The following is a 13,456-nucleotide window of genomic DNA, read 5'->3' as shown; positions in this document are numbered from 1 at the left end:
AATTTGGGGAACGGATGGATGGCCTAGTGCCGACCCGCCAATCCCCTCATGATGAGGTGCCCCGAGGGCGCCTCGGGGCCGCCTATGACGCAGCCGCTTTCCGCACGTCGATCACGGCCTGAGCCCATTCGGCCGGCCGCTCCTGCGGCAGATTATGACCGGCATCGATGAAGACGCGCCGCTCGAAAAATGCCTCGAACTTGCGCGCGTGGTGGGCGGTGCCGGAATTGACGCCGTCGCTGTCGCCGTCGACCGCGATCGTCGGGACACGGATCGTCGGCTGCGCGGCGAGCTTTGCCTCGATCCCCGCATAGGCGGGATCGCCGGCCACCAGCGCGTAGCGATGGCGGTAGGAATGGATCACGACGTCGACGAAATCAGGATTGTCGAACGACACGGCGCTCGTGTCGAACGTTGCGTCGTCGAAGACCCATTTCGGCGACCACATCGTCCAGAGCTGACGGGCAAAGCCGCGGCGGTTGCGCTGCAGCGCGCGGCGGCCGCGCTCGTTGTGGAATAAATATTGATACCAGAACGCCGCCTCCTCCGGCGGCGAAGCCGGCTCCATGGCGAGGGCGATGTTCTGGATATTGTAGGAATTGCCGGAGACGAGACCGACCACGCGCTCCGGATAGAGCGCCGAGACCACACAGGCGGCACGCCCGCCCCAATCGTAGCCGCCGACGACGGCGCGCCTGATACCGAGCGCATCCATGAAGGCCAGGAGATCGGCACCTAACGCCGCCTGCTCGCCGGAGCGCAGCGTCTCAGCGAAGCGAAACCGCGTCGGCCCGTACCCGCGCAGCCAGGGCACCAGCACGCGTGCGCCGGCCTCGGCGAGGATCGGCGCGGTCTCGGCATAGGCGTTCGCGTCATAGGGAAAGCCATGCCCCATGACGCAGGGCCAGCCGTCCGGCGCACCGTATTCGCGATAAGCGATGTCGAGGATATCAGTGGTGATGGTTTTTTGTTGCATGATTTGCGGATGATCTCGTTGCGCAGAGCTCTTGTAGCCCGCATGGAGCGAAGCGCAATGCGGGGACGCCTGTATCCGCGAATCCCGGATTTCGCTTACGCTCCATCCGGGCTACGGGCTACAAGGGGTCTATTTCTGCGGACCGGACAGCGAGATGTCACGTTCGGCGCGGAACACGTTGCTGTAGAGGTTGGCGATCCATTGCCGGCCGATCTCGGTCTTGTTGAGATAACCGATCTCGGTCTGGATGTGCGGAGCAACGCTGTTCCAATAGAATTGCGGGTAGCGGTTCACGATGTCGGCGGGCGAGTCGTAGCCGAGCTGGCGGTTGATGCCGACCTCCTCGAACTCGTAATAGAGCGCGTTGGCCTTGCGCAGATAGTTGGGATCGCCGAGCTGGCCGATGAAGTCGGCCGCACGCAGGATCGAGGCTTCGTCGTCGTATTCCTGGCCTTCACGGGCGGGAAAGCGCGTCCCCTCGATGGCGCGGGCAACGCGCTCCGGATCGACTCCCGGGATATGGCGGAGCCGCCGCGTCACATACAGCTTCGAACGGTCGACGTGGTACATCATCAGGCTCGCGTCCGACGCGCCGCGCGGCAACGAGATCTTGGTTTCGGCCGCATCGATGACGAAACCGTCGGCGTCGTCCTCCTCGAACAGGCCGCGGACATAGCCGATGTCGTGGGCGAGGCAGGCGATCAGGACATGAACGTAATCTTCCGCCGAAAGATGGGTATGAAGGCTTCGGCCGCGGAGGATCGCCTGGGCGGCCAGGGTCACCAGCATCGTATGCTCGATATTGTGGTAGAGCGCATCGCTGTTGCCGATGCATTCCATCGCGGTACGGGTTGCGCTGGCAACGATGCTTGCGGAAGTCTCATCGTACCGGCGGCGCATGAAGTTGCCGAGGAACTGCTCCAGCGATTCAGCTGCCAGTCTGGGTAAGGTTATCATGGACGCAGCCCCGTCCGCCGCTGGTATCCCATGCCATCTCCCGACGTCTCATTCTTGTCGTCGACGCAGCGGGGAGCATAGCCCATCTTGGGCCGGGTAACCAAACTTCGGGGACGGAAAATACGCAAATACCTTACCGTCCCGCTACGCAACATCACGGTTGCCGTCACAGTTCAGCACAACCCAAAGCGGCGGGAAGGCGGCCGCCGCTCAGGGCGCGGCCAGGATATCGGCGCCGTCGGCCGGGCGCGAAAGGCTTCGGGCCAGGTAGAACAGCTCGACCAGCTTGCCGCGCTTGCCCGCCAGCGAGAAGATGTATTCGGGCGACTCCGCCTCGATTTCCGCGATCGCCACCTTCGCGATCCGGTCGATGCGGCTCGAGCCGTGCTCCCAGACGAAGCCGACGCCAAGCCGGTTGGCGACCGCCTCCAGCATCCCCTCGCGCGTATTGACGATGATCGCCGGACTGACGCGCAGGTTGAGGGCGCGAAACGCCCGGTCGACGGCGCGCTGGGTCGCGGAATCCCGGGTCCGGAACACCAGCGGATATTGCACGAGGCCGGCGATGGACACGCGCGACTGGCGGCTGAGGTCGTGAACGGGATGGCAGATCGCAACGACGCGCTGCTGCACGCAGGGCTCGCGCCGGAAGCGGTTGTCCTGCGGCACCTCCGGCAATACGGCGACGTCGACGCGCTGGTCGACCACCGCGGCCATGATCGTCGACCAGCTGCCGATCTCGATGTTGATCTGGATCTTCGGATAGAGGTTGCGGAACGCCGCGATCAACGCCATGCCGGGCATGGCGTTGCCGAGCCCGATGCGAAGCTCACCCCCCGTGAGCTCGTCGCGCTGCTGCAGGATGGCGAGCGCATCCGCCTCGACCGCTTGCATGCGGCTCGTTGCGGCATAGAGCCGCCGACACAGCGACGTCGCGATCAGGGTCTGGCCGTGCCGGTCGAACAGCGCCACCCCGAACTCGGCCTCCAGGTCGCGCACCAGCTGCGCAACGGCCGGCTGCGACACCCCGAGCCGCCTTCCCGCAGCGGCAAAGCTGCCGGTTTCGAACACCGCATTGACCGCACGGACGCGCGACGACGTCAACGCCACGACAACAACCCCAGATCGATATTCCCCGTCGGACCGGGCGAAAGCAAAACCTGGGATGACCATAAGGAAGGCCATTGACCGTTATGTGAATGTCAGACGCGCTTCCTACTCCTCATGCGCCGCAAACGGGCCAGCAGGGATCAGCGCGCATGGCGCAAATCGAACTTTCCGCAATCCGCAAGTCCTTTGACGGCACCGACGTCCTGAAAGGCATCGATTTCCGCATCGCCGACGGCGAATTCATCTCGCTGGTCGGCCCGTCCGGCTGCGGCAAGTCGACCCTGCTTCGCATCATTGCCGGGCTCGAGCCGCAAGATTCCGGCGAGGTCCGCATCGACGGCTGCCCCGTGGACGGCATTCGCCCGAGCGCGCGAAACCTCGCGATGGTGTTCCAATCCTATGCGCTTTATCCGCATTTGAGCGCCTTCGACAATATCGCGGTGCCGCTGCGGATGCGGCGCCTCTCCGCGATCGAGCGACTGCCACTGCTGGCTGCGCTGCTGCCGGGCCGGCGCGCCAAGGAACGGCACATTCGCACCGACATCGAAGGCATCGCCGAACAGCTCGACATCACCCCATTGCTGCGGCGCAAGCCCGGACAATTGTCCGGCGGACAGCGGCAGCGCGTCGCGGTCGGACGCGCCATGGTGCGCGAGCCGGTGGCCTTCCTGTTCGACGAACCGCTCTCCAATCTCGACGCCAAGCTGCGCGTCCACATGCGCGCAGAACTCGCCGAGCTGCATCGCCGCCTCAAGGCAACGTTCGTCTACGTCACGCACGACCAGGCCGAGGCGATGACGATGTCGAGCCGGATCGCCGTCATGATGGGCGGTGAGCTGATCCAGGCCGGCACGCCGGCCGAGATCTACAACGAGCCCGGCGACATCCGCGTTGCCGAATTCATCGGCAGCCCCAAGATCAACGTTCTCCCCGGCCGGATCCGCAAGGACGGCGGCGTCGATGTGCTGGGGACCGCCTTGAAACTTACGTGCAATGCGGCGGCCGGCGATTGCCGCATCGGGGTCCGTCCGGAGCGGATCGAGCTCGGCACCGGGCCGTTCTCCGGAACCGTCGTCCATCTGGAGAATCTCGGCGCCGAGGCCTTCGTGCATCTCGCGGTCGAAGGCACCGGGTCGCGCCTGATCGCGCGGCTCGCGGACGTCAAGCATTTGCCGGCGATGGCAAGCTCCGTCGCCTTCGGCTTCGCACCAGACGCGGTGCGGATGTTCGATCCGGCCGGGAAACGGATCGAGCTCAGAATGGAGCAGGCCGAGCGCATCCGTGAGCCCGCTCATGTCTGACGGCTCGATGACCATCGGCGCGGCCATCGCTCCCGCGGGCACGACGAGGCGCGCGCTGCCGGCTCATGGCAGCAGGCGGAGCCATGCCGCCTACGCGCTGGTGACGCCGGCCGTCGCGCTCATGCTGGTCATGCTGCTCGGTCCGCTCGCCGGCGTGATCGCCCTCTCCTTCACCGACTATCAGCTCGGCGCGCCGCATTTCTCCTGGATCGGGCTCGCCAACTACCAGGACCTGTTCGCCGACAAGGTGTTCTGGACCGCGCTGCGCAACACGCTGACTTACGTCGTGATCGTGGTGCCCGGCGCCGTGATCGCCGGCCTTGCGATCGCGCTGCTGATCCAGAGCGGCACCAGCCTGCGCAGCCTCTACCGGACGATCTATTTCCTGCCAGTCATGGCGACCCTGATCGCGATGGCGGTGGTGTGGGAATTCATGCTGCATCCGCAATTCGGCCTGGTGAACGGGCTTCTCCGCGGCGCGGGCCTGCCGGCCTTCGCATGGCTCCAGGACCGCAGCACCGCCCTCTATGCGCTGTGCGCGATCGGCATCTGGCAGGCCGTCGGCTTCAACATGGTGCTGTTCCTCGCCGGCCTCGTCTCCATTCCCAAGCAGCTCTACGAGGCGGCCGAGATCGACGGCGCCTCGAGCGGCTGGGCACGCTTCCGCCTCGTGACCTGGCCGATGCTGGGGCCGGTCACGACCTTCGTCGTCGTGATCTCCGGCATCCGCTCGTTCCAGGTGTTCGACACCGTGCACGTCTTGACCAAGGGCGGCCCGTCGAAATCCACCGAGGTTCTGATCCACACGATGTACACGGAAGGCTTCGAATTCTTCCGCTCGGGCTATGCCGCGGCCATCACCGTCGTCTTCCTGGTCTTCGTCCTCGCGCTCACCCTGATCAAATCGAGGCTCGCCGATCGCGGCGTGCACTACACATGAGCAACGCGCATCCCATCCCAGTCCGGGCGATCCTCCGCCACGTGCTCCTGATCGGGGGCGCCGCGCTCATGCTGGCCCCCTTCATCTGGATGATCTCGACCGCATCCAAGCCGCAGACCGAGATCTTCTCCAGCGAATTGCACCTGATCCCGCACCAATTCGCGCTTGTCGAGAACCTGCGCGAGGCCTTCGCCAAGGCCAATCTGCTGCGCTTCCTCCTCAACGGAATCATCGTCACGGTCTCGATCTTCGTGCTGCAGGTGATGGTGGCGCTGCCCGCGGCGTACGCGCTCGCAAAGCTTCGCTTCCTCGGCCGTGAGACGATGTTCGCGCTCGTGCTGTTCGGGATCCTGATCCCGCCACAGGCGACCGCGGTCCCGGTCTTCCTGCTGCTGCACAAGGCCGGGCTGCTGGACAGCTATGCCGCGCTGGTCCTGCCCTTCACCATCTCGGTGTTCGGCATCTTCCTGATGCGCCAGTTCTTCAAGACGGTGCCCGACGATCTCGTCGACGCCGCGCGCATGGACGGCATCTCCGAATTCGGCATCGTCTGGCGGGTGATGCTGCCGGCCGCGATTCCCGCAGTGACCGCCTTCGGCATCTTCTCCGTGGTCGCGCATTGGAACGACTATTTCTGGCCGCTGATCGTGCTCAACAGCGAGCACTTGCGCACGCCGCCGCTCGCGGTCGCCCATTTCCGCAACAGCGAGGCCGGCACCAGCTACGGCCCGCTGATGGCGGCGGCGATCGTGATCATCGCGCCGCTCGTCATCGCTTTCCTCTTTGCCCAGCGCCGTTTCATCGAGGGCATCACCCTGACCGGGATCAAGTAGCCACGTCACCTCAACCAAGGAGTCTATCATGCTGAAGACCATCATCGCCGCGGCGGCTCTGTCGCTTGCGGCCGGATCTGCGCTCGCGCAGGCCCAGACCGAGATCGTGATGCAATATCCCTATCCGGAGCTGTTCACCGAGACGCACAAGCGCATCGCCGAGGAATTCGCCAAGGTGCGCCCGGAGATCAAGGTCACGATGCGGGCGCCTTACGAATCCTACGAGGACGGCACCCAGAAGGTGCTGCGCGAGGCCGTGACCAATCAGATGCCTGACGTCTCGTTCCAGGGCTTGAGCCGCATCCGCGTCCTGGTCGAGAAGAACATCCCGGCCGAGCTCGACGGCTACATCGCCGCGGAGAAGGATTTCGACAAGCAGGGCTTCCACCAGGCGATGTTCGACATCGGCACCGCCAGCGGCAAGGTCTACGCCCTGCCCTTCGCGATCTCGCTGCCGATCGTCTACGTCAACCTCGACCTGGTCAAGCAGGCCGGCGGCGACGTGAACAATCTGCCGAAGAGCTGGGACGAGCTGATCGCGCTGGCCAAGAAGATCAAGGCGCTCGGCAACGACACCAACGGCGTCACCTATGCCTGGGACATCACCGGCAACTGGCTGTGGCAGGCGCCGGTGTTCGCGCGCGGCGGCACCATGCTCAATGCCGACGAGACCAAGGTCGCGTTCGACGGAGCGGAAGGCAAGTTCGCCATCAATACGATCGCGCGGCTCGTCAACGAGGCCGGCATGCCCAATCTCGACCAGCCGTCGATGCGCGCGGCGTTCGCGGCCGGCAAGACCGGCTTCCACGTCACCTCGACCTCGGACCTCAACAAGGTCACGCAGATGACCGGCGGCAAGTTCGCGCTGAAGACGATTCCGTTCCCGGACGTCGCCTCCACCAAGGGCAGGCTGCCGGCCGGCGGCAACGTCGTGCTGATCCTCGCCAAGGACAAGGCCAAGCGCGATGCCGCCTGGGAAGCGGTGAAATTCTGGACCGGCCCCAAGGGCGCCGCGATCATGGCGGAGACCACCGGTTACATGCCGCCGAACAAGGTTGCCAACGAGGTCTATCTGAAGGACTTCTACGTCAAGAACCCCAACAACTACACCGCGGTCAGCCAGCTCGCGCTGCTCACCAAATGGTACGCCTTCCCCGGCGACAACGGCCTGAAGATCACCGACGTGATCAAGGATCATCTCAATTCGATCATCTCGGGCGCCCGCGCAAAGGAGCCGGAGGCCGTCCTCGCCGACATGACGGCTGACGTGCAGAAGCTGCTGCCGAAGACCACAGGCGCGGCGCGCTGACCATCCTCACATCCCCCGGCACGGGACGCCCTCGGCGCCCCGTGCCGCCTCGATGACCGGAGCTGGCGATGAAACTGCTGCATCTGAGCGACATTCACCTGACGGCGCCCGGTGCGACCATCGGCGGCCGCGATCCGCGCGTCAATTTCGAGCGGGCGCTGGCGCATGCGCTGCACGATCATCACGACGCCGAATTGATGGTGATCACCGGCGACCTCTCGGATTGGGGCGATCTCGCCGATTATCAATGGCTCAAGCAGCGCCTCGACGCATATCCGCTGCCGGTGCGCCTGTGCATCGGCAACCATGATCGGCGCGCCGCCTTCCTGAGCGTGTTCCCCGACCTCGCCGACGACAACGGCTTCGTCCAGGGCATCCACGATACGGCTGCCGGTCGCTGCCTGTTCCTCGACACCGCCCATCCGGAAACGCACGCCGGCCGCTATTGCGACGATCGTCTCGGCTGGCTCGAGGCCCGGCTTACCGAGCATGACGGGCCGTTTCTGCTGTTCATGCACCATAATCCCATGCCGGTGCATCTCGTCCCGTTCGACCAGATCGGCCTGATCGACGAGGCTCCATTCCGGCATCTCGTCAGTCGCCACCGGGCCAAGATCCGCCACGTATTCTTCGGGCATTGTCACTTGCCGCTTGCAGGCTCGATTGCAGGCGTCCCCGTCTCGTCGCTGCGGGGCACCAACCATGCGAGCTTTCCGCTGTTCTCCGAGACGAAGCTGCTGAGCGCCTGCGACCTGCCGCAATCCTACGGCGTCGCATTTTTCGGGGAGGACTATGTGACCGTGCACATGGTGGAATACGGCTACGACGGTCCGATCCGCATCCAAGGTTCGCCCGACTACAAGGCCTGGGATCGCGAGACCATGGTGCGGTGACGGCGAGCGCCGACCCTTTCCAGGGGCGCGTATTCATAAGCCCGCGCTGCACTCCTTGGAGAGTCCGCTCCACCTCGATAGCAGCGCGCTGGCGTCCTCGCCCGGGTCGGAGATGGGCCAGAAGCTGACATCCGATGTGAGGCTACAAGGATCGGCGGAAATTTCGCGGCGTCGTGCCGACAATTCTGCGGAAAGTCTGGGCGAAGGCCGACGGCGTTGAATATCCGACTGCGAGCGCAACTTCACTGATCGATAGATTTGGATCATTCAGCAGGCGTTGTGCAAGCAACATGCGTTGCCGAGTTAGCCAGACATGCGGCGTCAATCCTGTCGAGAGACGGAACGCCGAGCAAAAATGATAGCGGCTGCGGCCGACCAGGGACGCTAGTTCGTCAAGGCCGATCGGCTTGTCGAGATGCGCCAGCATGTATTCGGTCACACGCCTGAGCTGCCAGCGCGCGAGCCCGCCGCGAGTATAAGCGAGGCTCTGCGGCATCTGCACTATGCTGTGCGAACGCAATAGCTGGATGCAGAGTAGGTCAACCGCGCGATCGACCAGCAACTTTGCCGAAGGATCGACAATGACGTCGGGGTCGCTGAGGATTGCAAGAAGCTGTGAGGTCACAGCGTCTTCGCTGCCGACGCGTGGCGCCAGCTCTACCTTGCCTCGCCCACCGATGAGTGTTCGGCAATGCTCCAGTCGTTCGTTGGTGAGATAGACATGGGACACGTGGAGCGGTCCTTCAACTTCCCAATCTCCATCATGCCGGTCGGGAATCACAGTGATAGAATTCGGCCGCAGCGGGGCAGAGAGCCGCCGTCGCTCAACCGTCCACGCACTGTGCTGAGGCTCTCCATAGTAGGTGCCGACAAGGTGTCCGGGCATGCCTGGGGCATAGCCATAACGCGTGCCGCGAACAAAACGATGAGTGAGTTGTGTGCCGCAGTTTAACTGGATGGGTGCCAAAGGCGGCGGGGCTTCCGATAGCAGCCGGACCATCGTCTGAAAAGGATTTCGATCAGGCATCGCTTTGGTTATGTCATATTTGGCCGCACCCGCGACAGGCGCTTCATCGACATACCATGTTTCACGACATGGCGGGAATGGAAGCTGCGGTCGAAATGTCGCAATGTCTGGCTGATTGCACAAATAGTGCGCATGATTGACTTCGCGGTATCGAGACAACTCCGATGGCAAGTGGCACGTGGGTTGGGCTTGATCTCATTGCGCCCGGTCTACCACTCACAGCTGGGCTGCCTTGGCCGCGATGGGCGAGAAGCAGAGTCCACAGGCGCGGGCGCCACTTCGTCGCAAGATTGCGATAGTCGCCGCAATATCGGAACGGTGCGTCCGTCGGGATCATGGCCTACTGGGCCGGATCATCCGAGGGGATCCCGACCACCATGACAAACCAAGAACCGTTCGCCGCCGGCGCTGCTGAGACCGAAAGCACGCGGGGCGGAGTATCGCGCCGTTCGCTCCTGCTGACTGTCGGCGGAGCGGCTTCCATGGCGGTGGTGCCCCAGGTTACCGCGCAACCCGCATCCGAAAGCAAGCCCGCTGCATCGACGGCACGGGTTCGTCTGAACGTGAACGGAACGAGACAGGAGCTCGACTTGGATACGCGGCAATCCCTGCTCGACCTTCTGCGCGAAGATCTCGGTCTCACCGGTACGAAGAAGGGCTGCAATCAGGGCGCCTGCGGCGCTTGCACCATCCTTCTCAACGGCAGGCGGGTCGTGTCGTGTCTGACGCTGGCTGCGATGCATGACGGGGCCATTGTCGAGACGATCGAGGGCCTCGAGAAGAATGGTGAGCTTCATCCGCTCCAGAGCGCATTCGTCGAGCACGACGGCTTGCAGTGCGGCTTCTGTACCCCCGGGCAGATCATGTCGGCCGTCGGCTGCATCGCCGAAGGCCATGCGGGCTCGCCGGAGGACATTCGGTTCTGGATGAGCGGCAATATCTGTCGCTGCGGGGCGTATCCCGGGATCGTCGCCGCCGTTGCCGACGCCGCCAAGAGGGTCTGACCATGCTCCCGTTCACGATCGAGAAGGTGACCTCCATCGAGGCCGCCGTCGCCGCCGCATCCTCCGGAGGCCGCCTCATCGCCGGCGGCACGACATTGGTCGATCTCATGCGCGACGAGGTGGAGCAGCCACAGCAGCTCGTCGACATCAACGCGCTTCCGCTGTCCGGTATTCGCGTCGACCGGTCCGACCTCGTCATCGGCGCGCTCGCGCGGATGGCCGACATCGCCGCCCATTCCGATGTTCAGCGTCTTTACCCGCTGATCTCCGAGAGCCTGATCGAGGGCGCCTTGCCGCAACTGCGCAACATGGCCTCGATCGGCGGCAACCTGCTCCAGCGCGTGCGCTGCCCCTACTTTCGGATGCTCGACGCATCCTGCAACAAGCGCAGCCCTGGCTCGGGTTGCGCCGCACGCGACGGCCTGAATGCCGGTCACGCCATTCTCGGCACCAGCGATCACTGCGTGGCGACGCACCCCTCGGACGTTGCGGTCGCGCTGGTCGCGCTCGATGCCACTATGCGGGTCAGGGGGCCGAAGGGCGAGCGCACTTTCCCGGTCGAGGAGCTGTTTCGCTTGCCCGGCGACACTCCCCATCTCGAACACACGCTGCTGCCGGGCGAGCTCATCGTTGAAGTGCGGGTCCCCGAGGGGCCTGATAGCCGCCGGGCGCGCTATCTCAAGGTGCGCGACCGCGCGTCCTACGAATTTGCGCTGGTCTCCGCGGCAGCGGCGCTCGACGTTGTGGACGGCGTGATCCGCGGCGCGCGGCTCGCGGTTGGCGGGGTCGGCACCCGACCTTGGCGCATGCGCGCGGTGGAAGCGGCGCTGATCGGCAAGGTACCGGGCCGGCAGGTGTTTGAGGCGGCCGCCCGATCGGCGTTGGAAGGGGCCCGCCCGCTGTCCGGCAATCATTACAAACTCGAACTCCTGCCGCGGACGATCGTCCGCGCCTTCGAAATGACGGGAGGAATTGCATGACCATCAGCGTCATCGGACAGCCGCTGCCCCGCGTGGATGGCCGTGCCAAGGTCACGGGCTCCGCGCGGTACGCGGCCGATTTTAATCAGCCCGGCCAGGCCTATGCCGTGATCGTCAGCGCCACAATAGGGCTTGGACGAGTGACCGGCGTGGACAGCGCGGCGGTCGAGAAGATGCCGGGCGTTCTCGCCGTCCTCTCGCATCTCAACGCGCCACGCCTGGCGTACCGCCCGCACAAGAGCTACATCGATCCGGCGACGGGCGAGCGGCTGCATGTGCTGCAGGACGACCATGTGCGCTTCCACGGACAGCCGGTGGCGCTCGTCGTTGCCGCAACCATTGCGCAGGCGGAGCGCGCCGCCGCGGCGCTGCGCCTCACCTACAAGGCCGAGCGGCCAATCATCGATTCCGCAGGTCCCGAAGCCCGTCCCATCGTGCCCGAGGCTGGCAAACAGCCGGACGCCCGGCTGCCCGCCGACAAGGCGCGCGGAAGTGCGGATAAGGCCCTGGCCGACGCGCCGGTGAAGGTCGATGAGACCTATGACATCGCGCGCGAGAACCACAATCCGATGGAGCCGCATGCGACGATCGCCAGCTGGAACGGCGACCGCCTGACGCTTTGGAGCAAGAGCCAGTTCGTCGTCAACGAGCAGGCCGAGATCGCGGCGATCTTCGGTCTGTCGCCCGAAAAAGTGACGGTCATCTGCCCGTTCATCGGCGGGGCCTTCGGGACCTCGCTCAGAACCTGGCCCCATGTGACGCTCGCGGCCATGGCCGCCCGGCACGTGGGGCGCCCGGTGAAGCTCGTCCTGACGCGCAAGCAGATGTTCTTCACCACCGGACATCGGCCGCGCACGGTGCAGAGGATCGCTCTCGGCGCCACGGCGGACGGAACGCTCATCAGCGTGGTGCACGAAGGCACGGGCGAGACCAGTCGCTACGAAGAATTCATGGAAGCTCTGACCTCGGTCACGACGTTCCTCTACTCCTCGCCCAACGTGCGGACGCGCTACCGTCTGGTCCCGCTCGATACCGGAACGCCAAACCACATGCGTGGCCCTGGCGAGGCCAGCGGCGTTTTCGCGCTCGAATGCGCCATGGACGAGTTGGCTTATAAGCTTCGCCTGGATCCGATCGATCTGCGGCGCCGGAACGAGCCGGAGATCGACGAGGGAGAAAACAAGCCCTTCTCCAGCCGATCGCTGATGAAATGCTACGATCTCGGGGCCGAACGGTTCGGCTGGTCGCGCCGTACGCCCGAACCGCGCTCGATGCGCGACGGCCGCCTGCTGATCGGGATGGGAGTAGCCTCGGCAAGCTATCCCGCCTTTCACGCACCGGCCACTGCGCGGGCGCGGCTGCTTCGCGACGGGACAGCCGAGGTCGAGATCGCGGCCAGCGACATGGGTCCGGGCACCTATACGTCGATGACGCAGGTCGCCGCCGAGACTCTCGGGCTCCCTGTCGAAAAGGTGCGCTTCAGCCTTGGTCGCTCCGATTATCCGCCTGCCCCATCCCACGGCGGCTCTTGGACCATGGCCTCGGTGGGCTCCGCGATCCGCGCTGCCTGCATCGCCGTGCGAGAACAGGCCGCGAAGAGCCGGAACGATCGGCCGATCGAAGCCACGGCGTCGTCTAAACGGGATCCCGAGGCTGCCGCCAGGTTCTCGATGCACTCGTTCGGCGCCGTCTTCGTCGAGGTCGCCGTCGATCCCGACGTCGGCACGATCCGCGTTCGCCGCGCGGTCGGCGCCTATGGCATCGGCCGCGTCGTCAACCCGCGTCTCGCCCACAGCCAATGCACCGGCGGCATGGTCGGCGGCATCGGTATGGCGCTGATGGAGCGCACCGTTCTCGACGCGCGCGACGGCCGGCCGGTCAACGCTCACATGGCCGACTACCTGATGCCCGTCAACCTGGACATTCCCCAGATCGAAGCGAACTTCGTCGAGGAGGCTGATCCGCACGTCAATGAACTCGGGGTCAAGGGTCTCGGCGAAATCGCCCTGGTCGGTATCGCCCCCGCGATCGCAAACGCCGTCTTTCATGCGACCGGCAAGCGCGTCCGCACCCTGCCGATCCGGATCGAAGACGTGCTGACCGCTTAGCGCTGTAAAGAGGGTGGC

12 protein-coding genes are annotated in these 13,456 nt (G+C 64.9%); 8 read left to right on the top strand and 4 right to left on the bottom strand.

What is annotated here, in order from left to right; all coding sequences use genetic code 11:
* Nucleotides 1-82 precede the first annotated feature (82 nt).
* The 3 genes from I6F33_RS31565 to I6F33_RS31555 all read right to left on the bottom strand — a co-directional run bounded on the left by I6F33_RS31565 (nucleotide 83) and on the right by I6F33_RS31555 (nucleotide 3,043).
* On the bottom strand, nucleotides 83-976 hold the full coding sequence (locus tag I6F33_RS31565) for an alpha/beta fold hydrolase (protein WP_225145146.1): 894 nt from the start codon (nucleotides 974-976) through the stop codon (nucleotides 83-85).
* Nucleotides 977-1,105: 129 nt separating this feature from the next.
* Nucleotides 1,106-1,933, bottom strand: a complete 828-nt coding sequence (locus I6F33_RS31560) for an HD domain-containing protein (RefSeq protein WP_036006127.1) — start codon at nucleotides 1,931-1,933, stop codon at nucleotides 1,106-1,108.
* Between the two features lie 210 nt (nucleotides 1,934-2,143).
* Nucleotides 2,144-3,043, bottom strand: a complete 900-nt coding sequence (locus tag I6F33_RS31555; RefSeq protein ID WP_225145145.1) for a LysR family transcriptional regulator — start codon at nucleotides 3,041-3,043, stop codon at nucleotides 2,144-2,146.
* Nucleotides 3,044-3,192: 149 nt separating this feature from the next.
* Between I6F33_RS31555 and I6F33_RS31550 the strand changes: the two genes are divergently transcribed.
* From I6F33_RS31550 to I6F33_RS31530, 5 genes are all read left to right on the top strand, one after another.
* Entirely contained in the window at nucleotides 3,193-4,344 is a 1,152-nt protein-coding gene (locus I6F33_RS31550) for an ABC transporter ATP-binding protein (RefSeq protein WP_225145144.1), read from the top strand.
* Nucleotides 4,337-5,284, top strand: a complete 948-nt coding sequence (locus tag I6F33_RS31545) for a carbohydrate ABC transporter permease (protein ID WP_225145143.1) — start codon at nucleotides 4,337-4,339, stop codon at nucleotides 5,282-5,284. Before I6F33_RS31550 ends, I6F33_RS31545 begins: the two co-directional genes overlap by 8 nt.
* Complete coding sequence (locus I6F33_RS31540; RefSeq protein WP_225145142.1) at nucleotides 5,281-6,117, top strand: carbohydrate ABC transporter permease; 837 nt, start codon at nucleotides 5,281-5,283, stop codon at nucleotides 6,115-6,117. The genes I6F33_RS31545 and I6F33_RS31540 overlap by 4 nt, the downstream gene beginning before the upstream one ends.
* Nucleotides 6,118-6,145: 28 nt before the next feature.
* Entirely contained in the window at nucleotides 6,146-7,426 is a 1,281-nt protein-coding gene (locus tag I6F33_RS31535; protein WP_225145141.1) for an ABC transporter substrate-binding protein, read from the top strand.
* Between the two features lie 68 nt (nucleotides 7,427-7,494).
* Entirely contained in the window at nucleotides 7,495-8,319 is an 825-nt protein-coding gene (locus tag I6F33_RS31530; RefSeq protein WP_225145140.1) for a phosphodiesterase, read from the top strand.
* Nucleotides 8,320-8,461: 142 nt separating this feature from the next.
* Here I6F33_RS31530 and I6F33_RS38535 read toward each other — a convergent pair whose 3' ends face one another.
* Nucleotides 8,462-9,049: a helix-turn-helix domain-containing protein gene (locus I6F33_RS38535; RefSeq protein ID WP_158284419.1), complete on the bottom strand. Its 588-nt coding sequence runs from the start codon at nucleotides 9,047-9,049 to the stop codon at nucleotides 8,462-8,464.
* A 779-nt stretch (nucleotides 9,050-9,828) separates the two neighbouring features.
* Here I6F33_RS38535 and I6F33_RS31520 point away from each other — a divergent pair.
* Genes I6F33_RS31520 through I6F33_RS31510 form a run of 3 tightly spaced genes read left to right on the top strand, consistent with a single transcriptional unit; the run spans nucleotide 9,829 to nucleotide 13,438 of the window.
* Nucleotides 9,829-10,350: a (2Fe-2S)-binding protein gene (locus I6F33_RS31520; RefSeq protein ID WP_085968940.1), complete on the top strand. Its 522-nt coding sequence runs from the start codon at nucleotides 9,829-9,831 to the stop codon at nucleotides 10,348-10,350.
* Nucleotides 10,351-10,352: 2 nt separating this feature from the next.
* On the top strand, nucleotides 10,353-11,330 hold the full coding sequence (locus I6F33_RS31515; protein ID WP_225145139.1) for a xanthine dehydrogenase family protein subunit M: 978 nt from the start codon (nucleotides 10,353-10,355) through the stop codon (nucleotides 11,328-11,330).
* Nucleotides 11,327-13,438 (top strand): xanthine dehydrogenase family protein molybdopterin-binding subunit, encoded by a 2,112-nt coding sequence (locus I6F33_RS31510; protein ID WP_225145138.1) that lies wholly within the window; start codon nucleotides 11,327-11,329, stop codon nucleotides 13,436-13,438. The genes I6F33_RS31515 and I6F33_RS31510 overlap by 4 nt, the downstream gene beginning before the upstream one ends.
* Nucleotides 13,439-13,456: the final 18 nt, after the last annotated feature.

Source organism: Bradyrhizobium sp. BRP20 (genome assembly GCF_020194215.1).
In the GTDB taxonomy this organism is placed as follows: domain Bacteria; phylum Pseudomonadota; class Alphaproteobacteria; order Rhizobiales; family Xanthobacteraceae; genus Bradyrhizobium; species Bradyrhizobium yuanmingense.
This window is presented reverse-complemented; position numbering and strand designations above follow the sequence as displayed.